The following is a 21,984-nucleotide window of genomic DNA, read 5'->3' as shown; positions in this document are numbered from 1 at the left end:
AGCCTCCATGAATACTCATTAAGGCATAGTGTAACCTGATGGGGATTAATAAAGAACAACGCCCGGCATAGCCAGGCGTTGAAAGCGTTGCTGATTAGCGACCAGAGATCGGCGGGACAAACACTACGCCCATATCCCAAGGCTGCTCAATCCAGGTATCCTGAGGGATATCAACAATATAATCATTTACCAGCGGACGACCTGCCGGCTTAGCGAAAATAGTGACGAAATGCGCTTTAGGATACATTTCGCGGATCGCAACCGCGGTGCCGCCGGTGTCAACCAGGTCGTCGATGACGATAAAACCTTCACCGTCGCCTTCAGCACGCTTAAGCACTTTCAGCTCGCGCTGGTTGTCGTGATCGTAGCTGGAGATGCATACGGTATCGACATGACGAATACCCAATTCACGCGCCAGCAATGCGCCCGGCACCAGACCACCACGGCTAACGGCAATAATGCCTTTCCATTGTTCAGAAGGCATCAGGCGGCTTGCCAGTTTACGTGCATGGATCTGCAACATGTCCCAGGTGACGACGTATTTTTCGCTCATGTGAAGTGTCCCAGCCTGTTTATCTACGGCTAATTAATAAATTGAGGGTGAACCAGGTTGCGCGAGATTATAGAGATCTGACGCACTAAAAACCAGTGTTTCGCAGAATCCACGCCTCTTTTTGCATGCTTTATGCTAGCCGTCAGCGGAGAAAGTGGTATTCTCAATCGCATCGCGCAAGCCTGACTTGTGGTGTTTTTTATTCAGCTAACCCCGTGCCCTGCAAGCAAGTTTTGTAGGACATCGCCAAGGAGACTCAACGTGTCTGAACTGTCTCAATTATCCCCGCAACCGTTGTGGGATATTTTTGCCAAAATCTGTTCTATTCCTCATCCGTCCTACCATGAAGAGCAGCTCGCTGAACATATTCTGAGCTGGGCCCAGGAGAAAGGTTTTCACGTCGAGCGCGACCAGGTCGGTAACATCCTGATTCGCAAACCTGCCACTGCAGGCATGGAAAACCGCAAACCGGTCGTTCTGCAGGCGCACCTGGATATGGTCCCGCAGAAAAACAACGACACCGTGCACGACTTCACCAAAGATCCTATCCAACCTTATATTGATGGCGAATGGGTGAAAGCCCGTGGCACCACGCTGGGTGCGGATAACGGCATCGGTATGGCGTCCGCGCTGGCCGTCCTGGCGGATGACAACGTGGTACACGGTCCGCTGGAAGTGCTGCTGACTATGACCGAAGAAGCGGGCATGGATGGCGCGTTCGGTCTGCAGGCTAACTGGCTGCAGGCAGATATCCTGATCAATACCGACTCTGAAGAAGAAGGTGAGATCTACATGGGTTGCGCTGGGGGTATCGACTTTACCTCAAACCTGCCACTGTCCCGTGAGGCGGTTCCGGCTGGTTTCCAGAGCTTTAAACTGACCTTAAAAGGTCTGAAAGGCGGTCACTCCGGTGGCGAAATCCACGTCGGCCTCGGTAACGCGAATAAGCTGCTGGTACGCTTCCTGGCGGGCCACGCTGAAGAGCTGGATCTGCGTCTGATTGATTTCAACGGCGGCACGCTGCGTAACGCGATTCCACGTGAAGCTTTTGCGACCCTCGCCGTGGCTACTGATAAGGTTGATGCCTTAAAAGCGCTGGTTAACACTTACCAGGACATCCTGAAAAACGAACTGGAAGCCAAAGAGAAGAATCTGGTTCTGCTTCTGGATGCCGTAGCCAACGATAAAGCCGCGCTGACCGCACAGTCTCGCGATAGCTTTGTTCGTCTACTGAACGCCACCCCGAACGGCGTGATCCGCAATTCCGACGTAGCGAAAGGCGTGGTGGAAACCTCCCTGAACGTCGGTGTCGTGACCATGACTGACGATAATGTACAGATCCACTGCCTGGTTCGCTCGCTGATCGACAGCGGTAAAGACTACGTGGTAAGCATGCTGGATTCACTGGGCAAGCTCGCCGGTGCCAAAACCGAAGCCAAAGGCGCGTATCCTGGCTGGCAGCCGGATGCTAACTCTCCGGTTATGCACCTGGTTCGCGAAACCTATCAGCGTCTGTTCAACAAAACGCCGAACATCCAGATTATCCACGCCGGTCTGGAATGTGGTCTGTTCAAGAAACCGTATCCGGATATGGACATGGTTTCCATCGGGCCAACTATCACCGGTCCGCACTCCCCGGATGAGCAGGTTCATATTGAAAGCGTCGGCCACTACTGGACGCTGCTGACTGAACTGTTGAAGTCGATTCCGGCGAAGTAAGTCTCTGTAATAAATGCCGGATGGCGCTGCGCTTATCCGGCTTACGCGCTGATTTGTAGGCCGGATAAGGCGTTTACGCCGCTATCCGGCAATACATCAGAGTTAAATTCCCAGCAGCAGTTGCCTTTCCAACTGTGGATCCAGCAGCGTGACGTGTAATCCCACCAGTCTCACGCCTCGCCCTCCCCGACGTTCATCCCAGGTTTTGTGCGCCGTCGCAATTAAGTCATCTTTACTTAAGCGCGGCCAGACGTGCTCCTGCGTGGTTTGCTGAAAATCATTAAACTTGAGTTTTATTCCCTGCCGGGCAATCAACAGATCCGGTTTTACCTTTGCCAGACGCCGTTCCAGTTCGGGATATAGACGCTCAATAATCTCCTCACATTCAGCCCATTCATGAATATCTTCTGCCAGCGTACGCTCGACGCCGACTGATTTGCGCAGTCTGTCGTTGTTGACGTCGCGCTCATCAATACCCTGGCTGCGTTCCCACAACACGCGACCAAACTTACCAAACCGTTTGAGCAACATGGCCAGGTCGTATTTTTGAACATCCTCGCAGGTGCGCAACCCCATCGCTTCCAGCTTAGCGGCAGAAACTTTGCCTACGCCGGGTATTTTCCCTAACGGCAGCGTTCTGAGAAATTCGGGAACATCGGCGGGGGTAATAACATATTGCCCGTTGGGCTTATTGAGATCGGAGGCTATTTTTGCCAGAAACTTGACCGGCGCAATCCCGGCGGAGGCGGTTAACTGTAGCTCGTTGAAAATCGTCTGGCGGATCTCCCGCGCTATCAGCGTGGCGGAACCGTGACAGTGAGCGCTGTCGGTCACATCCAGATAGGCTTCATCCAGCGAAAGAGGTTCGATCAGCGAAGTATAACGGGAGAAGATCGCCTGAATCTGGCGGGAGGCTTCTTTATAAGCCTCGTATCGACCAGGCAATAACGTGAGATGCGGGCACAGTTTTAACGCCATTCCGGTCGGCATTGCGCTACGCACGCCAAATTTACGCGCCGGATAATTGGCAGTGCTGATAACCCCCCGGCGTTCACGACTGCCGCCAATAGCAATGGGAATGTCGCGCAGGGCTGGATTATCACGCATTTCCACCGCCGCGAAAAAACAGTCCATATCAACATGTATGATTTTGCGCATCACTCGCCTCCCACAACACTGTTTAAGTATACAGTATTTTTATGGTGTGAGAAGTCTGATTATGCCTTACGCAGGACCATTCATAACGAAGCGCGCATCACACAGGTAGCGCACGATGTCCGTGGTCTTATGTTCTGCGGGATTACCCGCCGTACTGACAAAAAGCTTATTCACTTTGCGAATCTTTGCCCGCAGCAATTTTTCGATCGTCATCAGGCGAAAGGCGTCATTTTCCACGCAGAAAAGCTCGTAGTCGCCCAGACGCTCTCCACAAATTTCACAATGATTCATCCAGTAACGTAGCCCGGTGGTTTTACTTTTATCCAGATAGTAATTGCTGGCTTTGATGTTCTTTTTTATCTCTTCAGGCAGAGAATTAATGTGGAACAGAAAGGTATTCCGTCGAATAGGTTGCCAGCCTTTGCCATCCGGATCTTTTCTGATAAACCGGGTAAACATCACTCCGTGAATATGGGTAAGCTGGTGGCAGTTCCAGCAGTGCATCTTCGAGGTAATCACCAGATAGTACGGCGCGACGATGTTAAAACTGTCGGTGTTGTAGACATAGTCACGAAGCGCCTCGTTTAGCTCATGGGGTTCGATGTACCAGATCCCGGAAACTTTGTCGAAATGCGCGCCCTGACAGGCCACATCCGTGACGTTATCAGTATGAATATCCAATGGAATAATATGGGCTATATCTATCATATTGCCTTCCTGCGGGATAATTTTCCCCCACATTGCGTGGGGGACGGGGAACAGAATTAATGAGCGACGGGAGCAGAATGTTGGCGTAAAGAAGTCACCTGCTTTTGTTTGTCGAGCTTATCAACCAGTGGTTGCACAACCTTCTCGCCATGCTGACCAAAATATTGATACAGCGTATCGGAAGCGCTTTGCGTCAATACCATGATCTCAATGCGACGATTGCCGGCGCTTTCCGGATTTTTCGCATCCAGCAGCATTTGGTCAGCCATTGCGCTGACCTGCATTACTTTATCCTGCGGCATCCCTGCGTCTTCCAGGACACGACGGGCCGATAATGCGCGGTCGCCTGACAGGTTCCAGTTGTTGTAAATGTTACTCTTATAGCTCATCGCATCCGTATGCCCGGTAATGATGAGCTTGTTGTCCAGCGAGTCAAACACGGGGGCCAGCTCAACCAGCAGCGATTTAAAGAACGGCATAATTTTGGCGCTACCGCGTTCAAACATATTACGGTTCTGATCATCTTTAATCAGAACGCGCAACCCCTGAGGAACAATCTCCATTTCAAGGTTGGTCTCCATATGCGCATTGCGGGCAATGACGTTAATGTCGGTCGCCAGCTCGCCTAGCTCCTGGGCTGATTTTTGTTTCAGTAACGCCGTTTTCTCGTTCACATCCAGCGCCTTTTTAGCGTTCTCTTCCGTGATCCTCGCCGTCTCCTGTGGATTCACGGTTTTATCAAGCTTGTTGCGCGTGACGTTTTTCTTCTGCGCGCCTGGCGCTATCGGCTGCTTGCCCAGCTTGTTTAACGGCGCCATACCGCCACCGTTAAAGATTGACTGGCCATGCAGCGCCGCCACGATATTTTCGCGGTCAGCCTTGCTGACGCTGTTCACAATCCACAGCGTCATAAACAGCGCCATCATCGCCAGCGTAAAGTCAGCAAAGGCGACCTTCCACGCCCCGCCATGATGACCTGCATGGTTCTTTTTAATTTGTCGGCGGATAATGGTGGTTTTCGCGCCGCGATCGCGACGATTTGGCCCCTTCCTCATGCTTATTCCTGCTCCAGCATCGCATTAACCCACGCATCCAGATTGGCGAAAGTGGGTTTAGAGGCCAGATGGAGAAGTTTACGGCCAGCATCGACCGCCAGTAGCGTCGGTTTACCGCCCGCTTGCGCCACCAGCACGGTACGAACGCATTCGAGCAGCGAATGCTCTGCCCGCGCCTGCTGTTCCATGGCGTTTGCCAGCGGGTCCATCAGGCAATAACAGATGAACACCCCTAAGAATGTCCCCACTAACGCCGCCGCCACTTTCAAACCAATAAGCGCAATGGAGCCATCGATAGACTGCATGGTGATGATAATGCCCAGTACCGCAGCACAAATGCCAAATCCAGGCATCGCCTCGGCGGTACGCTGCAAGGAGCGCGAAGGGGTTAACAAAGACTCTTCGGCGGTATCCAGTTCCTGATCGAGGATCCCTTCCAGTTCATGGGCATCGATTTTCCCCATCGCCATCAGACGGAAATTATCGGCGATAAATGTCACCAGTCGCTTCTGAGTCAGCACCAGCGGGTATTTCTGGAAAATGGTGCTTTCTTCCGGCTGCTCGATATGCTGATCCAGCATACGCAGACCACCGTTCTGCACCATTTCCAGCAGCTCATACAGGCACATCAGTAGCTGACGCTGAAACTCCGGTCCCATTTTCTTTTTACTGATCACCCCTTTGATCTGGTGGGCGATCTCTTTCAGGACATGTACCGGGTTACCAATAATCATCGCCCCCAGACCAGCACCGACGATAATAATAATTTCTGCTGGCTGCCAAATAGCAATTAACTGCCCACCAGCCTCAAAGTAGCCGCCAAATACGCAGCCCAAAACCACTAATAAACCAAAAATCTTTTGCATTACGTCCTCCGCATGTTGATTCGGAATTGTTAGTCTGGATATAAACAATCACGAATCTTGTGCGTGATTTTTTTATTCATTTGACAAATTCGGGCTTCGGTCAGCCCTAATACCAGCGCGATCTCTTTTAAATTCATATCGTGTTGGTAATACATTGAGAGCACGAGGCCCTCTTTTTCGCTGAGTTGGCTCAGGGCGTAACTCAACATCTCCTGGGTGACGAATTGCTCCTCAAGCCCCCGCCCTTCGAGCAGTGCAATCGGCATATCGCCATTCAGTAATTCATCCAGACTGGCCAGCGTTTCGGCGCCTTCCAACTGTTGATATTCCTGATAATCCTCAGACGATAATCCCAGCCCGGACAACTCCTCCCATGAGGGTTCATGCCCAAGCTGTGTGCGCGCATCACGAATCATATCTTTAATCTGATGGTATTTTTGTCGTAACTGGCGAGGCCGCCAGTCGAGGCTGCGCAGCTCATCCAGAATTGCGCCGCGTATGCGGTGGACAGCATAACCGGCAAAACCTTCGTCTGGCTGACCGTAGCGGCGAATCGCGTTCAGCAATCCCATCAGCGCCGTTTGTTCCATATCCTGCCTGTCCATAACGCAGGTACATTGCGGCGCAAGTTGACGCACCACTTTGCGCACCAAAGGTAGATAAGCCTGTAAATAATGGCTCTCTTGCTTTGGCGTGAGCACGGGCGTGGCATTAAAGTCTTCTGACTCGTAAGCATCCTGTATCATGTTATTTCCTGGCTTGCCGCTTATTGGAACACGACTTTTTTCACCAATATGTCCTTATAAGGTGTCGCCATTTTGCGTTTCGCTAATTCGACTTTCAGATTCTCAAATACTTTCTTTCTGATATCGGAGATCTTCAGCGCCCGAATATCTTCATATTTCATATTCGAGAGCTCATCTACGGTAATACTTTGATAAAGCGGTTCGTCCTTCTTAATTTTTTCAGCGTCTTTCTCTGAATCAACGACCATTACCAGCTCAGCGACCATATAGCGATCGCCCCCTTCATCATCATGCAGCGTAACCACCGTTTCTGGCAGGGAGACAAAAATACTGCTGGATTCATCCTGGCTGTCTTCCGCTTCATGGGCAGGAACCTCTGCTGCAGCCGTAGTTCGCTTATTCATAGAATGATAAATGCCCCATCCTACGCCCCCCGCAATACCCAGAGCCACAACGGAGCTGATCACACACGCGATAACAATTTTCTTCATCTTGCTCTTACACTTTGATCAGAATGGATTCGTTTTGTTGAAATTGAGGTTCATCGTTAAGCGTTAACGCCGACGTCACCTCATCCTGTTGATGACCTGACTGCTGTTTTTGCTGCTGCTGCGATTGCCCCTCGGAAGAGACCTGAACATTGACTTCCATGAAGTTCTGCGCCGTCAGGTGCTGGCGGAGGTTCTCGCTAAATTGTTGCAATGAGCGGCAGACATCGCTCTGATTTGCGCCGATGTGAACCATCAGCTTGCCTGAATCCAGTTGCACGGCGATTTCCAGTTTGCCCAGCGAAGGAGGGTCAAGACGAATGGTTGATACCTGCTGTTGCTGACCAAGCTGGAACTGAATTCTGTCTTTAAGCAGCGCGGTGAGTTTCTCCCCGAGTTCCTCCGTTGACATCGTCACTGGCGAGGACGCTTGCGTTGACACGATGTTATGGTCAGTCAGCGGATTCACCGGCTGATTTCCCTGCGCCGCGGTAGTGAGCAAACTTTGCGTAGAGAGCGCCGGGTTAACCGTCACTCCAGCGGTTTTTCTCTCCACCACCGGGCGCGGACTGGCGTTCTGGGTTGCTTTCACCCGAGCAGAAATTTGTTGGGTGGTCGAGAGTGACGCAGGCTCCGGCGCAATCGCACGCAGATCCTGGGCGGAAAACGTCGCCAGCTTAGCCTGTTGATCCGGGGTTGCTGGCGGCAAATCCTCACTGAGAGACGCCAATAACGTTTGCAGCTTAGGCGGCAGTGACGATAAGTCGGTTGTATGCTGCTCAGCCGATGGCGTGGACGCTTTTTCCGGCTGGGCCATGGCGCTCGCCAGTTGGCGCAGCAGCGATGCTCCCGAATGAGTGGTTTGCACCTGCGCCAGCATTTTCAGCATTTCACCATCAGGTTGCTTCTGTACTCCAGCAGGAGCCGCCTGAGTCGGTTGCGCCAGTAGCATCGCCAACAATGCCTGCATGGCTGCCGGATTCGCATCGTCTGCTTTATCTGCAGCCGCCGATGTCAGCTGATGACTCAGTTTTGCGCCAATCAGCCGCTCAGCCGCGGCGTTAAACCCCGATTGGGGTAAAGAAAATGTGCCGCTGCTTGCAGGGGCCGCCGACGCCGAAATAGTCGCCTTTTCCGGTGTGGCCTCTGCCGACGCACTGACCGAGGCCAGTAATACAGGATTCATGCCTTCTCCGAAATTAAATTAACCATTGAATACGCCAGCATTCCTTCCTGGTTTTGCTGATGTTTCTCCATACGCGCTTTGAGTTCTTCCGCACGCTGCGTTCGCCGCGCAATTAATGCCTCAAACGCGGCCAGCAGTCTGCTCTTCACTTCCCGTAGCGACTCGGCGTCAGTTTCCCAGGCAGCATAGGCATGAAAGTCACGCATCACCTGCTGATGCAGCCCCGGTAATCGACGCCACCGTTTTTGATCCAGGGCATCGTTCATCGCCGCCACCAGGGCATAAAGCTGCTGTTGCTGACGCTCTCTTTCCATCGCCTTATCCAAGTTTTGCCGACAGACCTTCCCAGCCTGTGCGCAGATTCGTCAGGATGAGGATCACTTCATCAATTTTTTCTAACGACAATTCGCCGCTCGCTTCATACAGACGGTAGACGCAGTGGTCATAAAGCCGGGAGAGATTCACCACCAGCTCACCGCCGGTTTCAAACTCCAGCGAGCTGGTTAAGGCGTTGAGAATATCGATACATTTATTGATGCTTTGCGCTTTACGCTCGTAGCGTTTGTTTTCAATGTGGCTTTTCGCGCGTTCCAGTTCGTCCATCAGTCCCGAAAACAGCACCAGCACCAGCTCTAACGGCGATGCTGCTGCCGTACGCGCAGCAAGATCCATCTCTTTATATTGCGAATAACCATCCTGCGTGTCGTACATATTGTTTCCCAATCCTTCTTTTAAATCAGCCGGTTACATAAACGCGGCCATACTCACTTTCATGGTATACGTTTCAATCAACGTATTGGTGTACTCTTCCACATAGCGGTCATAGTTGGTGTTATAGGTTTCGGTCAGTTGATCGCTTTCGTCCTGAATTTTGCTCTGCTGGTTATCAATGTTTTCCTGGCGCATAGCGATGATGCCGTTGCTGGAATCCAGGTAACTTTCCATCAGGTCGTCCATCTGCGCGACCATGCTGTCATCGCCGACAAAAATGGAGGTCAATCCGTCCGGGTTTTCTTCCATTTCTTCGCTGAACTGGGTGGAGTCAATCTGCAGGTGGCCGTCGGAATCCAGCGTAATGCCATAGTCGACAATCGATACGCCGCCGTATGAAGCGTGTGCGATATCATCCATCTGATTTGCCAGTGAATTCATCCCAGCGTCACCGGCAAAAACCCCGGCTGCCGTGTTGTCATCGCCGTAGCTGGTGAGAGAATCTATGGTGTCGATTAGCGTGTTATAGGCATCCACAAAGGTCTGCACTTTTGCCTGAGAACCACTGGAGTCTTCAGCAACGGTAAAGGTGGTTACATCGTTCGGATCGTCAGGGTCGCTGACCTCTGAAAAGGTCATGGTTACGCCGGGGATCACATCGTCAAAGGTGTTAGTGCTGCTTGTAATGGCGGGGCCTCCCGCATTACCCAGATGAATTTCAGCGTCCTGCGCCTCTGTGACGTTATTTTCGCTGGCGATAATCTGATCAGAGAAAGAGGTGTTTCCCGTTACGCTTACTGAGAATTTGCTTTGCGCTCCCGTAGAATCGGAAGTCAGCATGATGGTGGTTGTCCCGTCGGTTTTGACCAGTGCCGCCGACACGCCTGGGTTGTCATCCGAGCCATTAATCGCATCAACCAGTTCGTTGGCATCAATAAAGCTGTCGCCATCCTCATCGGCAGACGCGAGATCGATATCCATGGTCGTACCATCATCCATCGTGAGCTCAAACGTGCCGGTTGCGCTAAAGGTATCGTCACTCATGCTGAAGGTCGTCTGCTGCGCCTGCGCCAGTTTAGTGACATAGAATGAATAGGTTCCCGCCTGCGCCTGCGAGTTTGCTGATACGGTATTCGCCTCATTATTCGAGGTGGCAGAAAACGTCAGTGGGCCGTCGGTGTCGCTGTTAAGCGCGTCTATTGCTGACTGAAAGTCAGTGAGCGCCGAACTTAACGACTCCAGACCGCTGCTCTCTGCATTCAATTCGTTCTGTTGGTTCTGCAGATTCGCCGCTTGAGTGGCGATATCTGCGTAGGCAAATTCTTGTGCTAATTTTTGGATCGGACTCGTAAAGCTCATAATCAGTGACTCCGTGCAACGTTATTTATGCATTAGCAAAACGCATGCCAATATTTTTTATTATTTATATTCAGTAAGTTAAATTAGTAGCGGAAATGAATTTTCCCTTCCTCAGGAAGGTTTCCAGGTAAAGCCTGGTCGCTGAAAGCACAACACCGCCGGGTGGCGGTGTTGTGAATGGCATCACGTCAGGAATTACTGCAGCAGGCTGGAAACCATGCTGGACATGCTGTTGGACTGCTTCAGCATGGTGATACCCGTTTGCATCAGTACCTGTTGCTGGGTCATGTTGGACGCTTCTGTCGCGTAGTCGGTATCCATAATGTTGCCGATCGCCACTTCAGTGTTGTCCTGCATGCTGGTCAGGTTAGCAGCGGTGTCGTTCAGACGGTTGATGGATGCACCCAGTTTGGACTGGATCTTAGACACATCATCCATTGCAGTCTGGATAGTGCTGATCATATTGTTAGCAGCGCCCGCAGAAGCTGTTAGCTCGGTACCAGATGCACTCACGTTAGATGAGTTGTCAGAAGAGAAAGATTTGCTGACTTTATCCAGATCGTTGACCAGATCACCCAATTGCGAAGAAATATTTACGGTCATGGTGTCAGAAGATTCAGCGCCAACCTGGAAGGTCACTGAACTCTGGAACAGACCTGAAACCCCTGTGTTACTTGTGGCAGCCGTACCGAACAGGTTAGTGCCACCATAGGTGGTGTTCTGCAGCATATCGGACATCTGCTGACCCAGTTCGTCGTATTCGTCCTGCATCGCCTGTAGATCATCGCTGCTGTAAGTTCCGTTCGCAGCCTGGGTGGACAGGTCTTTCATACGGCCCAGTACGTCGGTCATTTCGTCAAACATGCTGTCCGCAGTCTGCAGCATCGCGGTTGCGTCCTGAATATTGCTCAGCGCAACGCCCATACCGCTGGACTGCGCGGTCAGGCGGCTGGCAATCTGTTTGCCCGCAGCGTCATCTGCTGATGAGTTAATACGGTTACCTGTCGCCAGACGTTCCATAGAAGTAGACAGTGATGCGCTGCTTTTGTTGATAGCATTTACAGCAGACATTGATGCGGTATTAGTATTAATCGATAACATGGTACTGCTCCTTGGGAATAATCGTTTTCGTTTCGATACTCAGTAAAAACGACCACCCGTTCGGAAAACTTAAAGCGCTACAAAAAATTTTTTCATGCCTCCTACAACTTCATCAGCAAGAGCTCACTCCTATTTTAGCTTTCCGTGCTTTAGCTCCAAAAAAGGCCTCACCCAAGGAAGAACTCACCTAAGGTTTAATTAAAAGATTATTAGAAATATCTCATCATGAGTTGATTGATTACGCATCTGAAGGGTTAACTTTATGATAAAGATAAGATTGTACTCAATCAAGAATGCATTAAAGTATCGTACTCAGGCTTTATTTTACATTTCGTTGCAAATAGCCTGTATTTTTATATTGTGAGTCTCGGACACTTTCGCTACATTTCAAATCCTTTTTTGGACAGTATAAAAAATACTCAATAGCGATTCGGCTACAGCTTCACAGCCAGAAAGACATTTCAATTTCTCCAGAATTTTAATGCACTGATTTTTAACGGTGTGACACCAGGGATATAAAATCTTGCACGGGTACACAAAACGATGAGTATCGTAGTCAACAACTGGCGGATGGATTCCTCGCTTAATGCGTTAATCCATTGTGAAACAGGTGAGATACGTCGCCTGGGCGAATACCATTTTATTCTGTTAGAGACATTAGCTAAAAATGCCGATGTGGTTTTATCTCGGTCGTATTTAATGAGCGCGGTATGGAAAAATCGTATCGTTGGTGGAAATAGCCTGCCGACAGCCATTCATGCCCTACGTGTTGCTATCGACGATGACGGCAAGCAGCAGGAAATTATAAAAACCATACCCAAAAAAGGGTATTTATTTAATAAAAACTACCTCACTGAAACTATTGACCTTAATGAAACTGTGGCTGATGACAGTACTATTGATGAAGCCGAGAAGCGTACCGAGGTTATTGAACTCCTTACGCTTGTTGAAACGCTTCCGTCAACAACTCATGGGGAAATACCCTTACTTAACAGTCAACTATTGCCGAGAAGCCAGAGAAAAACTAACATCAGGCGGCATCCTTATCGCGCCGTTCTGATTACCTTACCCGTTATCGTTATCGCGCTGTCGTTGTTTATTTTAATCTCTTATTTTAAAGCACCATCTGTCACTAAAATGGAAGAAGCTCCACAACTGGTTAAAGAGACGCTTGAAAATGCCAACCGTGTTACCGTATATCAACTGTACGACTCAGGTGAGAATAAGAAATCGTCATCGTTTGTTTCACCGCATATTCTTCCCGGTATAGAGCAGCTCAACCCATTGTTGGTAAGCCATAATGCCTCGATGACCTTGTATTATCGGGTTTCACTGAACAAACTTGCCCTTGATATTGTGCTTAGTAATCAATGCAATGACAAATGGCAGTTAGCGCTGAGTTTTGATAACTGGCTAAATAAAGATAATGAAATGAATGGTATTTTAATTAAAGAAGTGGAGAAAATGTTAAATGAAATGCCAAAATGCAAATAATTTCTTTTTCCCTGGCCTGTCTGTTTTAACGCTATTTTTCACTTTTATCGCGCATGCCCATATTGAAAATACGGTTATTGCCAATTACGATCTTAATACTGGCAAAAACGTACATTATGAACTCATTACGAGTCCACTGAACAAAAACATGACCGTCACTCTCGTCCCGCTGGAGCAAAATAACAAAATGCCATCCACGTTTAAGATCGCATCGTGCATAAATCATTATGCAGGTTCATCTAAACAAGGGGAGTTTCACTTTAGTACCACCAAAACCGATCAAAACGATTCCCGGCTGGCTAATTTCGGGGTATTTGTCTCTGAACACAACCTGCATACGTGGTGGCTTCATTTAAACCCACAGCAAAATTTGCTTTTTACACGGGATGTTGGAGGTCTATTAATCACAGACCCCACTGTATTTAACTTCTCAACAAATGCATGTCAGCAGAATTAACTTAATAAACTACGGACAGTCTGGCTGGAAAGTCGGGCTTGTCCATTTACCGCCTGTGCTAATACCTGATAATTGTGATTAGCATGATCCAATACTCCCCCCAGTGATTCAGAGGCTTTTACCGCACTCTCTGCCTGTGGAAAACGCGCCATACCGTCAATCAGTTGCCGGCCCTTTTCCTGCTGGGCAGCCATTTGCGCACGTTGATCGCCAATAATATCCAACGCCTGCTGTAATCCGTCCGGAGTTCGGGTTCCGCCCTGTGCTATATACTGTTGAAGCTCCTCTGAACGTGAGGGATCGGCAAATGTTTTCAGCGGGGTAAACGCTGATGACTTCGCACCGACATCGCGTACGCTCAGGGTTTGTTGGAGCTGCGGCCACTGCTTTTCCGTGGTGGAGAACGTTAACGTGCCCTGCCGATCGTGCACCTGTACGCCGACGCGACGCAGCGCGTTGCTCATCATTATCTTGTACTGGCCTGGATCCATATCCTCACTCACCACCACCGCCGAGTGCTGCGTTTGCCGCCCGTCGGAAACACTAAACATACGCGAGCTTATGGCATTTGTTTGCAGCATCTGCGCCAGTTCAGGCGCGTGAAAGGTCACTCGCGCCTCGCCCTGCAAAACCGGACGCAGTTGCCTGTCCACCGCGCCGCCGGATAACGCCGTTCTTTTATCCAGCCACTGGGTAAGTTCGGCGCCCTTTTGCTGCTGCGTCTGCCCGCCACGGCGCGAGGCATGGCGATAATCCAGCAAATGCTGCTCCAGTTGTCCCAGATAGTGATCGGCCTGCTGCAGCGTGGTGAGCTGATCGTTAAGCTGCACGCTATAGCGCTGAGGCCGGGTGGTAATAAGCGGTGAGGCCGGGTAATCACTCGCCGTTGCGGGTAACTTTTGACGGACAGGGGCATTCTGCGCAACGGTATGCTGTTGCACAGAAGAATTAAGCGCTCCGCTACCGGAGAGTGATGTTGTATTTAAACCGACCTGCATACTATTCCTGAGCTACTGCTAACTGTTAAATCACACTGAAAAGGTTCAACTCACTCACTTTGGAGTAAGTTTTTAAGGTGGCTTCCATCGCCATTTCCAGACCGGTAAAGGTTATGGAAGCTGGGCCATAATCCAGATCGCTCAACTGGCTAATAAGCTGATCGTTGGACGTTGAGATATCCGTTTGAGCACCGCTTAGCATGGTCATCGTATTCTGCGTTTCACCAATGGTGGCGATAGAGGCATTGAGCTCATCAGAAGCCACGTCTACCGTGTCGATGGCATTCTGAATATCGCTTTGCACCTGCGGATCGGCGGGGTCTACCGATGGATCCTGCAGCTCTTTCGATAATGACGTTAAGGTGTTCAGCACGTCCAGGCTATCGCCGAAGAAGTCGCTGACGGCAACATTGGTATCAACCTCTACGCCATTGGAGACGGTGGTCTGGCGATGATCGTCGTTACCCTGATAGGTATAGCTGTCGGTCACCCCGTCGCCGTCCTCATCCACCGCGACAATCGGCGGCCGATCGTTCACCGTGCCGCCAAACACATAGTGCCCGTCTTCATCCTGGTAATTGAGCGCCGCCACCATCGCTTCGGTCATTGACTGGATATCCTGCCCCAGGCTGGATAATGACTCGGCGGTATTGGTGCCGTTCGCGGCTTCCAACAGATCGTCGCGAATCGCCAACAGATCGTTATTAACGCCATCGAGAATAGACTCCTGCTGGCTCATTCCTGCCGACGCGGAATCAATATTGGTTTGATATTGGTCGAGGGCCGATTGCTGGCGGTTAAGCTGGGTGATACGGGTTGCAGCGATAGGATCATCTGACGGCAACAGAATGCTTTTGCCCGTCGCCATTTGCGTAACGACGTGCGACAAATCGCTGGAAAGGTTATTAAAACTCTGCGTCATAGACACATAGGATTGTTGGGTAGACACTCGCATGATAATAGCCCTCCAGGTTAGCTACACATTTCCAGCACAGAATCGAAAATATCAGCACCCGTTGAGATGACTTTCAGGTTAGCCTCGTAAATCTGCTGGTAGGTAATAAGGTTGACCGCTTCTTCGTCCATGCTGACGCCGCTCACGCTGCTCTGTTGATTCTGTGCCTCGGAGTACACGTTGGCTGCGGCTTCGGCTTCCGTCTGGTTTTGCTGGCTGTAAATACCGATGTTACTGATGATCGATGAACAGGCTTCGCCCACGGTTACGCTGCCGAGACCTTCTATATCCAACGGTTCGGTCGAGATGTTGATTAGCGCCTGCAGGTTATCGCTGTTACCGCTTTCGTCTGGCGAGCTGGAAAATGCCAGTTCATCGGCGGTGATATCGGGATTGACCTCCAGCGGACCATCCGATGAGTTTTCGTCATAAATAAACAGCGGTTCGCCGGGATTCCCGTTCAGGTCATAGCCCTGCGCCAGCTGAGTGTTAACCGCATCGGCAAATTGCTCCGCCATGCTGTTAATCGTTCCCGTCAACGGCGTCAGTATTTCATTCTGATAATCAAACAACGCCCCCAGCGAACCGCCGGTATCGGTGCTCATGGATGAGGTGGTTCCGGCAAACGTCAGCGACATGCTTTGTGTGCCGTCGGCGTTGGTATCCAGTTCGATGGTGGAACTCTCCTGCCCGCTGACCAACGGCTGACCGTTTTGCAGCGTGACGTTATAGTTACCTTCATCATCGATATTGACCTGAACGTCCATGATACCGCTGAGTTGTTCGACCATCTGATCGCGGGCGTCGTACAGCGCCGAGGCGTTATCACCGTTGGCTTCAGCTTCCGCAATTTGCTGATTATAACTGGCAATACCGGTAGTCAGGGTGTTCACCTGCGCCACCATCGCCTGCTCCTGGCTGACGATCTCGCTGCTTTGCGAGTCGATATAATCGAGGGTGTTATCCACGCGCAGCGCCAGCGCGCCGGACTCGCTAATCACCTGCTCACGCAGGGCGGAATCATCCGGGCTGGTGGTGGCTTCGTTTAGCGCGGCAAAAAAGTTATCAAAACCCCCGCTCAGGCTGCTGTTATCATCGCTGAGGACGGTTTCCAACTGCGTTAAATATTCTTGCTGGGTGTTGTAATAGCCATAATCGCTGGCGGCATACCAGACCTGGTTAACCTGATACTGGTTTGAGACCCGGCGAATACTGTCAACCTGCACACCGTTACCCGCGCTGTTCGCCGAACCAGAACTGGCGCCAATGGTACTGGTGATGGCAACCTGCCGGGTGTAACCGTCTGTCATGGCGTTGGCGGTGTTTTGCGCCGTTACGTTAAGCTCCACTTGCGCAGTCGATGCGCCGCTGTAGCCAATGTTAATCATGTCCATCAAAGCGTCCTCGCCGGTCAGTTACCCGGTCTGTCATTAACAACCTTGCCGATTAAGAGCGGCGAAAAAACCGCAGTTCTTAAGCCGCCGCGCAATCTTTATCCTTTGTGATGAGGGGAGAGTTGTTTGACGATCATCTCCGCAATGCCAATGCCGTGCTGTTGGGCAAGACTGTTGCACAGCTGATCATCATAAAATCCCTGCATCATGCGTACCGAGTCGCTGTTAAACGGGTTATCTTTTGAATCGAATATCTCATTGGTTTTACGCATCTCTTTCAGCATGTTGCGTAAGAAGATGGCTTCGAACTGCTGGGCCGCTTTCTGCAAATCGTTATCTTTGATTTTGGGGCCCATTAACGCATCGCTGCCGTCAATACCCCCGCTATGATTCACCTTAATATCGGCCATTAAATCACCTCCAGATCGGCATCCAGCGCCCCGGCTTCATGCAGGGCCTGTAAAATAGACATAATGTCGTCTGGCGTGGCTCCCAGGCTGTTGAGCGCATTAACCAACGTTTTCAGACTGCTGGATTCAGGCAGCGTAATCATCCCCGGACGGGCATGATTCACCGAAATATTGCTTTGCGGCGTCACCGCCGTACGGCCACCGGCAAAAGCGTTCGGCTGGCTGACGTTGCTGCTTTCATTGATGGAAACCGTCAGACTGCCATGCGATACCGCCGCCGCATGCAGGGCAATACCATCGCCCATAACGACCGTACCGGTACGCGAGTTAAACACCACCCGTGCCCGGACTTTTTCCGCCTGCACCTGGACGTCATCTAACTGAGACATAAACGCAACGCGCGCCCCGGGGCTGGTTGGCGCGCGGACGATAACGTTGGTTGAGCTTTGTGCCGTCGCAATGCCGCCAAACGACGCGTTGATCGCCGCCGCAATATTATTGGCATCTTTGAAAGAAGGACGTTTCAGGTTAAGCGTGATGGTATCGCCCATCTGGAAATCGCTGGGAATTTCACGCTCTACCGACGCGCCGTTCGGTATCAGCCCGGCGGTGGGGGTATTCACGGTGACGCTGGAGCCGCTGGCCCCGGTCGCGTTCATCCCGCCGACCACCACGCTCCCTTGCGCAAGGGCGTAGACCTCTCCGTCCGCGCCGTGTAATTGGGTGAGTAATAATGTGCCGCCGCGCAGGCTTTTGGCATCGCCAATCGACGAGACCGTGACGTCAATGGTCTGCCCACGCGAGTACATGGGCGGCAACGTCGCGCTGACCGCCACCGCCGCAACGTTCTTCACCTTCGGATCGATTTTGCCCGGCAGTTGTACGCCGAACTGGCGCAGCATGTTGGTAATTGTCTGGTTGGTAAATTTGACCTGGTTTTTATCCCCGGTTCCATCCAGACCGACCACCAGACTGTAGCCGACGAGTTGGTTTTCCCTGACCCCCTGGACATTAACCAGCGACTCCAGAGATTGCGCCTGCACCGCGCCAGGTAGCGCCAGGCTCAGGGCGATAACGATGCCGTTTAACGCCTTCATCCAGCGCCCGCTTAAGTGTTGCATATCAAAATCCTGCATTAGATCGGGAAGAGAGGATGGTTAAACAGACGCGTCAGCCAGCCCGCCGCATTGGCATCGCTCAATGCGCCACGACCCGCATAGGAGATACGCGCATCGGCAATACGCTGCGATGAGACGGAGTTGTCGTTCTGAATGTCATCGGCGCGCACCAGACCACTCAGGCGAATGTACTCATCGCCCTGGTTAAGGGTGAGCCATTTTTCACCGCGAATTTCCAGGATACCGTTCGGCTGTACCGAATGTACCGACACCGTAATTTCACCGCGCAAACTGTTTTGCTGCTGCGAGGTCGCCGTCCCGTTGAAGTCACGATTAGCATCCACGGAAGCGGAAAGGTTATCTTTGGTATGTCCGAACAGCGTCGGCGCGCCGATATCAACGGTATTGTTCTTACCGAAATTGGTTTTCGCCTGTTTGCTCGACTGGGTGGATTCTTCCAGCATCACGGTCAGGATATCCCCCACCCGATAGGCGCGGCGGTCCGCCGTCAGCGACCAGTTATACCCAGTTTCAAACACGCCACCCGCACGACCATCCGCCGTTGGCGGCGCTTCCGTTTTGGGAGGAGCAAAGAATTCGTCATTTTTTTTGACCAGTAGGGCCTGCGATTCGCACCCGCTTAACAGGGGAAGCAGTACCATCAGCCAGAGATAATTTTTCACGTTCTGCCTATTTCTGCCGGATGGCGCTGAACCATCCGGCATTTCACATTCTTGAGTTACAGTGTCTGACTAATAAACTGCAGCATATCGTCTGCCGCAGAGACCATTTTGGCGTTCATCTCATAGGCGCGCTGTACGGTGATCATCGCCACCATTTCGTTGACGATGTCCACGTTCGAGCCTTCCAGTGCTTTATCCTGTAACGTTCCCAGGCCATCTTCCCCCGGAATACCTTCCGTCGGTTGGCCGCTGGCCGCCGTTTCCAGATACAGGTTGTCGCCTTCGGCTGAAAGCCCGGCCGGGTTGGCGAAATTCACCAGCGTTAGCTGCCCCAGTTCAGTAGGGTCACTGTCGCCGGGCAGGATTGCCGTCACGGTGCCGTCAGGTGAAAAAGCGACTTGGGTGGCCCCTGCTGGCACATCAATTTCTGGCTGTAGCGGCAATCCCTGGGCGTTGGTTAGCACGCCGTCGGCATTAACCTGCATATTGCCGTCACGGGTATACGCAATATCTCCGTTCGCCTTTTGCACCTGCCAGAATCCCTGCCCCATGATGGCCACGTTCATCGTATTGTCGGTGGTTTCTACATTCCCTTCGGTGAAGGTTTTTTGTGTTCCCACAATACGAACACCGCTACCGAACTGCATACCGGTCGGCATGATGTTATTTTGATCGAGCATGGCGCCCGGCGCTTCCTGAGTCTGATAAAACAGATCCTGGAACATTACGCGGTCGCGCTTAAAGCCCGTGGTATTGACGTTGGCGATGTTGTTAGCAATCGCACTCATCTCAGCATCCTGCGCCGACAGGCCGGTTTTACTGATCCATAACGCTGCGTTCATAAAACTTTATCCCTGATTAAAGGCTACGACTCAGGAGCCGCGTAGCAGTCTGTTGCCTGAGTCGCTGAGATCTTCAGCCGTTTTCATCATCTTGATTTGCGCTTCGAACTGACGGTTCATCGCGATAGATGACATCATTTCGCTCACCGCAGACACGTTACTGCCTTCCAGAAAGCCGCCGCTCACTTTGATGTTCTCATCGCGCTGTGCCGGTACGCCGTCCGCCGTCACCAGCATCCCTTCGCTATTTTTCGCCAGATTGGCGACCGGAATATCCACCAGCTTCAGGCGATCGATATCCATCGTTGCAGTGACATCGCCATCGTCAGGTGTGACGGAGAGCGTGCCGTCGCTGCCGAAAGAGGCAATCGCGTTTGGCGGTAAAATAATCGGGCCGTTATCCCCGAGCACCACGTTACCGTCGATGGTCAGTTGTCCCTGATCGTCCTGCTGAATATTGCCGTTACGGGTGTACACCTCGTTTCCCGCTTTATCCTGCACGGCGATATAGCCGGATCCCTGAATAGCAACATCAAGTGGACGTTCGGTTTTTTCTGCCACGCCGGTGCTGTCATTGACGCCGCTGGGACTCTCCTTCGCCATAAAACGCGTATCGAAGCCACCGCCTTTTACTTTGTCATTGCTCGCCATCGCCATATCCGCGCGAAAACCATTGGTGTTAACGTTGGCGAGGTTATTGGCGCTAATTTGCTGCTCCAGCAGCGTCTGGGTGGCGCCGCTCAGTGCGGTATAAATCAACCGATCCATTTCTTAGCCTTACATCGCCTGGAAGAGAGCCTGATCCAACTGCGTACTGGTGGAAATCACCTTGGTGTTCGCCTGGTAGTTACGCTGGGCGGTCATGAGATTGACCAGTTCGTTGGTGATATCCACGTTGGAGCTTTCGAGCATGCCGGAGGAGAGCGTGCCGCAAGAGCCGGAGCCAGGCGTGCCAATCAGCGGCGTGCCGGATTCGCCCGTCTGTACCCAGGCTGTACCGCTTACCGCTTCCAGCCCGTTCTCATCCGGGAAGGTCGCGAGCACGACCTGACCCTGCAGCATGCGTTCGCCGTTGCTGTAGGTGGCGTAAACTTTACCGTCGTCATCAACCTGCACGCCGTTTTGCGTCGCGGAGGCATAACCGGTGGCGGAGTTGGTCGTCACCGAGAAATCAGAGCCGTACTGAGTACAGTCTGAATAATCGACGGTCATTGAAATCGGCGCAGCTTCATCAGTAGTGAACGTGATGGTTTGCGGCGTTGTTGGCGATGTCAGCTTACCGGTATTCGGATCGAAGGTCAGCGTGATCGGCGGTGCGTCTTTCTGCGCTTCGCCATCAAAGGTGTACTGCACTTCCCAGGTGTTATCTGCGGTTTTAGTAAAATACTGGCTAACCGAGTGCTCGTTACCCAGCGAGTCATACACGGTGGTGGTGTAGCTGTCGGTGTAGGTGTCGCTGTTGTTTGCGTCAAACGGTACGCTGGCGCGATCGATCGTTTCATCACTGGCATCAAAGTTTGCCGTGAAGGTCATGCTGTCGGTGGCCTGCGCCGGGATGTTGCCGGTTTTAATCTGGATATCAGTGACGGTACCAGTTTGCAACGTGCCGCTGTCATCAACCGGATAACCTTGCAGGTAATCACCGGACGCATTGACGATATAACCGTTTTTATCCGTCACAAAAGAACCGGCGCGGGTATAGGATATGTTCCCTGCGCTGTCGCACATGACGAAAAAGCCATCATCGTTAATGGCCAAATCCAGCGCATTGCCGGTTGATACCATCGAGCCACCAGTGGAGATACTTTGTGCGGAACCTGCCACGCTCACGCCCATCGCCTGTGTCCCGGCGTACATGGCGGAGAACTGGGTAGTCATTGATTTATAACCGACCGTCCCGGAGTTAGCGATATTGTTACTGATACCGTCCAGTTGCTCGTTGACGGCGTTTAGCCCCGTCGCTGCAATTTCATAACTCATTGT

At 51.6% G+C, this 21,984-nt stretch carries 24 protein-coding genes; 3 read left to right on the top strand and 21 right to left on the bottom strand.

Features of this window, described 5'->3' with window-relative positions:
• Window positions 1-94: 94 nt before the first annotated feature.
• Entirely contained in the window at window positions 95-553 is a 459-nt protein-coding gene (gpt, locus tag FDW92_RS16980; RefSeq protein ID WP_038637683.1) for a xanthine phosphoribosyltransferase, read from the bottom strand.
• A 261-nt stretch (window positions 554-814) separates the two neighbouring features.
• On the opposite strand from gpt, the gene pepD reads away from it, so the two are divergent.
• Window positions 815-2,272: a cytosol nonspecific dipeptidase gene (gene pepD, locus FDW92_RS16975; RefSeq protein ID WP_042310385.1), complete on the top strand. Its 1,458-nt coding sequence runs from the start codon at window positions 815-817 to the stop codon at window positions 2,270-2,272.
• Window positions 2,273-2,374: 102 nt separating this feature from the next.
• Here the strand turns inward: pepD and dinB are convergent, their stop codons facing one another.
• The 11 genes from dinB to lafA form a co-directional block, all read right to left on the bottom strand.
• Complete coding sequence (dinB, locus tag FDW92_RS16970; RefSeq protein WP_042310387.1) at window positions 2,375-3,430, bottom strand: DNA polymerase IV; 1,056 nt, start codon at window positions 3,428-3,430, stop codon at window positions 2,375-2,377.
• A gap of 66 nt (window positions 3,431-3,496) precedes the next feature.
• Entirely contained in the window at window positions 3,497-4,138 is a 642-nt protein-coding gene (locus tag FDW92_RS16965) for a hypothetical protein (RefSeq protein ID WP_042310390.1), read from the bottom strand.
• Between the two features lie 56 nt (window positions 4,139-4,194).
• Window positions 4,195-5,193, bottom strand: a complete 999-nt coding sequence (lafU, locus tag FDW92_RS16960) for a putative lateral flagellar export/assembly protein LafU (protein ID WP_042310392.1) — start codon at window positions 5,191-5,193, stop codon at window positions 4,195-4,197.
• Between the two features lie 2 nt (window positions 5,194-5,195).
• A complete protein-coding gene (gene motA / locus FDW92_RS16955) occupies window positions 5,196-6,059 on the bottom strand; it encodes a flagellar motor stator protein MotA (protein WP_006685923.1) in 864 nt (287 codons plus the stop codon).
• Between the two features lie 29 nt (window positions 6,060-6,088).
• Window positions 6,089-6,805, bottom strand: coding sequence for a FliA/WhiG family RNA polymerase sigma factor (locus FDW92_RS16950; protein WP_042310394.1), 717 nt, complete (start codon window positions 6,803-6,805; stop codon window positions 6,089-6,091).
• Between the two features lie 20 nt (window positions 6,806-6,825).
• Window positions 6,826-7,296 (bottom strand): flagellar basal body-associated FliL family protein, encoded by a 471-nt coding sequence (locus FDW92_RS16945; RefSeq protein ID WP_042310395.1) that lies wholly within the window; start codon window positions 7,294-7,296, stop codon window positions 6,826-6,828.
• A 7-nt stretch (window positions 7,297-7,303) separates the two neighbouring features.
• Entirely contained in the window at window positions 7,304-8,479 is a 1,176-nt protein-coding gene (locus FDW92_RS16940; RefSeq protein ID WP_042310397.1) for a flagellar hook-length control protein FliK, read from the bottom strand.
• Window positions 8,476-8,793 carry a hypothetical protein gene (locus tag FDW92_RS16935; protein WP_042310399.1) on the bottom strand — a complete coding sequence of 106 codons (318 nt, stop codon included), beginning with the start codon at window positions 8,791-8,793 and terminating at the stop codon, window positions 8,476-8,478. The genes FDW92_RS16940 and FDW92_RS16935 overlap by 4 nt, the downstream gene beginning before the upstream one ends.
• A gap of 4 nt (window positions 8,794-8,797) precedes the next feature.
• The gene (gene fliS, locus FDW92_RS16930) at window positions 8,798-9,190 is read right to left on the bottom strand and encodes a flagellar export chaperone FliS (protein ID WP_003843794.1); all 393 of its coding nucleotides are present in this window, start codon (window positions 9,188-9,190) and stop codon (window positions 8,798-8,800) included.
• 33 nt (window positions 9,191-9,223) lie between these two features.
• Entirely contained in the window at window positions 9,224-10,549 is a 1,326-nt protein-coding gene (gene fliD, locus FDW92_RS16925) for a flagellar filament capping protein FliD (protein ID WP_042310401.1), read from the bottom strand.
• Between the two features lie 195 nt (window positions 10,550-10,744).
• Window positions 10,745-11,650: a lateral flagellin LafA gene (lafA, locus tag FDW92_RS16920; protein WP_042310403.1), complete on the bottom strand. Its 906-nt coding sequence runs from the start codon at window positions 11,648-11,650 to the stop codon at window positions 10,745-10,747.
• Window positions 11,651-12,193: 543 nt separating this feature from the next.
• On the opposite strand from lafA, the gene FDW92_RS16915 reads away from it, so the two are divergent.
• Entirely contained in the window at window positions 12,194-13,144 is a 951-nt protein-coding gene (locus tag FDW92_RS16915; protein ID WP_042310404.1) for a winged helix-turn-helix domain-containing protein, read from the top strand.
• Complete coding sequence (locus FDW92_RS16910; RefSeq protein ID WP_042310406.1) at window positions 13,122-13,601, top strand: hypothetical protein; 480 nt, start codon at window positions 13,122-13,124, stop codon at window positions 13,599-13,601. The genes FDW92_RS16915 and FDW92_RS16910 overlap by 23 nt, the downstream gene beginning before the upstream one ends.
• Here FDW92_RS16910 and FDW92_RS16905 read toward each other — a convergent pair.
• The 9 genes from FDW92_RS16905 to flgE all read right to left on the bottom strand — a co-directional run bounded on the left by FDW92_RS16905 (window position 13,598) and on the right by flgE (window position 21,981).
• Window positions 13,598-14,599 carry a hypothetical protein gene (locus FDW92_RS16905; RefSeq protein ID WP_042310407.1) on the bottom strand — a complete coding sequence of 334 codons (1,002 nt, stop codon included), beginning with the start codon at window positions 14,597-14,599 and terminating at the stop codon, window positions 13,598-13,600. The genes FDW92_RS16910 and FDW92_RS16905 overlap by 4 nt on opposite strands.
• A 25-nt stretch (window positions 14,600-14,624) precedes the next feature.
• On the bottom strand, window positions 14,625-15,554 hold the full coding sequence (flgL, locus tag FDW92_RS16900) for a flagellar hook-associated protein FlgL (RefSeq protein WP_042310408.1): 930 nt from the start codon (window positions 15,552-15,554) through the stop codon (window positions 14,625-14,627).
• 17 nt (window positions 15,555-15,571) lie between these two features.
• Window positions 15,572-16,948: a flagellar hook-associated protein FlgK gene (gene flgK, locus FDW92_RS16895; protein ID WP_042310409.1), complete on the bottom strand. Its 1,377-nt coding sequence runs from the start codon at window positions 16,946-16,948 to the stop codon at window positions 15,572-15,574.
• 98 nt (window positions 16,949-17,046) lie between these two features.
• On the bottom strand, window positions 17,047-17,349 hold the full coding sequence (locus FDW92_RS16890; RefSeq protein ID WP_094301070.1) for a rod-binding protein: 303 nt from the start codon (window positions 17,347-17,349) through the stop codon (window positions 17,047-17,049).
• A gap of 8 nt (window positions 17,350-17,357) precedes the next feature.
• Entirely contained in the window at window positions 17,358-18,479 is a 1,122-nt protein-coding gene (locus FDW92_RS16885; RefSeq protein ID WP_042310412.1) for a flagellar basal body P-ring protein FlgI, read from the bottom strand.
• Between the two features lie 14 nt (window positions 18,480-18,493).
• Window positions 18,494-19,159, bottom strand: coding sequence for a flagellar basal body L-ring protein FlgH (gene flgH / locus FDW92_RS16880; protein ID WP_094301071.1), 666 nt, complete (start codon window positions 19,157-19,159; stop codon window positions 18,494-18,496).
• 56 nt (window positions 19,160-19,215) lie between these two features.
• Window positions 19,216-20,001 (bottom strand): flagellar basal-body rod protein FlgG, encoded by a 786-nt coding sequence (gene flgG, locus FDW92_RS16875; protein WP_042310416.1) that lies wholly within the window; start codon window positions 19,999-20,001, stop codon window positions 19,216-19,218.
• Window positions 20,002-20,031: 30 nt separating this feature from the next.
• On the bottom strand, window positions 20,032-20,769 hold the full coding sequence (locus FDW92_RS16870) for a flagellar basal body rod protein FlgF (RefSeq protein ID WP_042310418.1): 738 nt from the start codon (window positions 20,767-20,769) through the stop codon (window positions 20,032-20,034).
• A gap of 9 nt (window positions 20,770-20,778) precedes the next feature.
• Complete coding sequence (gene flgE / locus FDW92_RS16865) at window positions 20,779-21,981, bottom strand: flagellar hook protein FlgE (protein ID WP_042310420.1); 1,203 nt, start codon at window positions 21,979-21,981, stop codon at window positions 20,779-20,781.
• Window positions 21,982-21,984: the final 3 nt, after the last annotated feature.

It is taken from the genome of Citrobacter sp. wls706 (assembly GCF_005281305.1).
GTDB classification, from domain to species: domain Bacteria; phylum Pseudomonadota; class Gammaproteobacteria; order Enterobacterales; family Enterobacteriaceae; genus Citrobacter; species Citrobacter werkmanii.
The sequence above is the reverse complement of the archived record's forward strand: the minus strand, read 5'-3'. Positions and strand labels throughout refer to the sequence as shown.

What these genes read in the sequence shown, in the direction of transcription:
- dinB (WP_042310387.1), bottom strand. Translation starts at nt 3,430, where the DNA reads ATGCGCAAAATCATACATGTTGATATGGACTGTTTTTTCGCGGCGGTG.
- FDW92_RS16905 (WP_042310407.1), bottom strand. Translation starts at nt 14,599, where the DNA reads ATGCAGGTCGGTTTAAATACAACATCACTCTCCGGTAGCGGAGCGCTT.
- FDW92_RS16965 (WP_042310390.1), bottom strand. Translation starts at nt 4,138, where the DNA reads ATGATAGATATAGCCCATATTATTCCATTGGATATTCATACTGATAAC.
- FDW92_RS16940 (WP_042310397.1), bottom strand. Translation starts at nt 8,479, where the DNA reads ATGAATCCTGTATTACTGGCCTCGGTCAGTGCGTCGGCAGAGGCCACA.
- FDW92_RS16915 (WP_042310404.1), top strand. Translation starts at nt 12,194, where the DNA reads ATGAGTATCGTAGTCAACAACTGGCGGATGGATTCCTCGCTTAATGCG.
- fliS (WP_003843794.1), bottom strand. Translation starts at nt 9,190, where the DNA reads ATGTACGACACGCAGGATGGTTATTCGCAATATAAAGAGATGGATCTT.
- gpt (WP_038637683.1), bottom strand. Translation starts at nt 553, where the DNA reads ATGAGCGAAAAATACGTCGTCACCTGGGACATGTTGCAGATCCATGCA.
- FDW92_RS16870 (WP_042310418.1), bottom strand. Translation starts at nt 20,769, where the DNA reads ATGGATCGGTTGATTTATACCGCACTGAGCGGCGCCACCCAGACGCTG.
- FDW92_RS16950 (WP_042310394.1), bottom strand. Translation starts at nt 6,805, where the DNA reads ATGATACAGGATGCTTACGAGTCAGAAGACTTTAATGCCACGCCCGTG.
- flgG (WP_042310416.1), bottom strand. Translation starts at nt 20,001, where the DNA reads ATGAACGCAGCGTTATGGATCAGTAAAACCGGCCTGTCGGCGCAGGAT.
- FDW92_RS16885 (WP_042310412.1), bottom strand. Translation starts at nt 18,479, where the DNA reads ATGCAACACTTAAGCGGGCGCTGGATGAAGGCGTTAAACGGCATCGTT.
- FDW92_RS16910 (WP_042310406.1), top strand. Translation starts at nt 13,122, where the DNA reads ATGAAATGCCAAAATGCAAATAATTTCTTTTTCCCTGGCCTGTCTGTT.
- FDW92_RS16945 (WP_042310395.1), bottom strand. Translation starts at nt 7,296, where the DNA reads ATGAAGAAAATTGTTATCGCGTGTGTGATCAGCTCCGTTGTGGCTCTG.
- lafU (WP_042310392.1), bottom strand. Translation starts at nt 5,193, where the DNA reads ATGAGGAAGGGGCCAAATCGTCGCGATCGCGGCGCGAAAACCACCATT.
- flgE (WP_042310420.1), bottom strand. Translation starts at nt 21,981, where the DNA reads ATGAGTTATGAAATTGCAGCGACGGGGCTAAACGCCGTCAACGAGCAA.
- fliD (WP_042310401.1), bottom strand. Translation starts at nt 10,549, where the DNA reads ATGAGCTTTACGAGTCCGATCCAAAAATTAGCACAAGAATTTGCCTAC.
- flgK (WP_042310409.1), bottom strand. Translation starts at nt 16,948, where the DNA reads ATGGACATGATTAACATTGGCTACAGCGGCGCATCGACTGCGCAAGTG.
- flgL (WP_042310408.1), bottom strand. Translation starts at nt 15,554, where the DNA reads ATGCGAGTGTCTACCCAACAATCCTATGTGTCTATGACGCAGAGTTTT.
- motA (WP_006685923.1), bottom strand. Translation starts at nt 6,059, where the DNA reads ATGCAAAAGATTTTTGGTTTATTAGTGGTTTTGGGCTGCGTATTTGGC.
- lafA (WP_042310403.1), bottom strand. Translation starts at nt 11,650, where the DNA reads ATGTTATCGATTAATACTAATACCGCATCAATGTCTGCTGTAAATGCT.
- FDW92_RS16935 (WP_042310399.1), bottom strand. Translation starts at nt 8,793, where the DNA reads ATGGAAAGAGAGCGTCAGCAACAGCAGCTTTATGCCCTGGTGGCGGCG.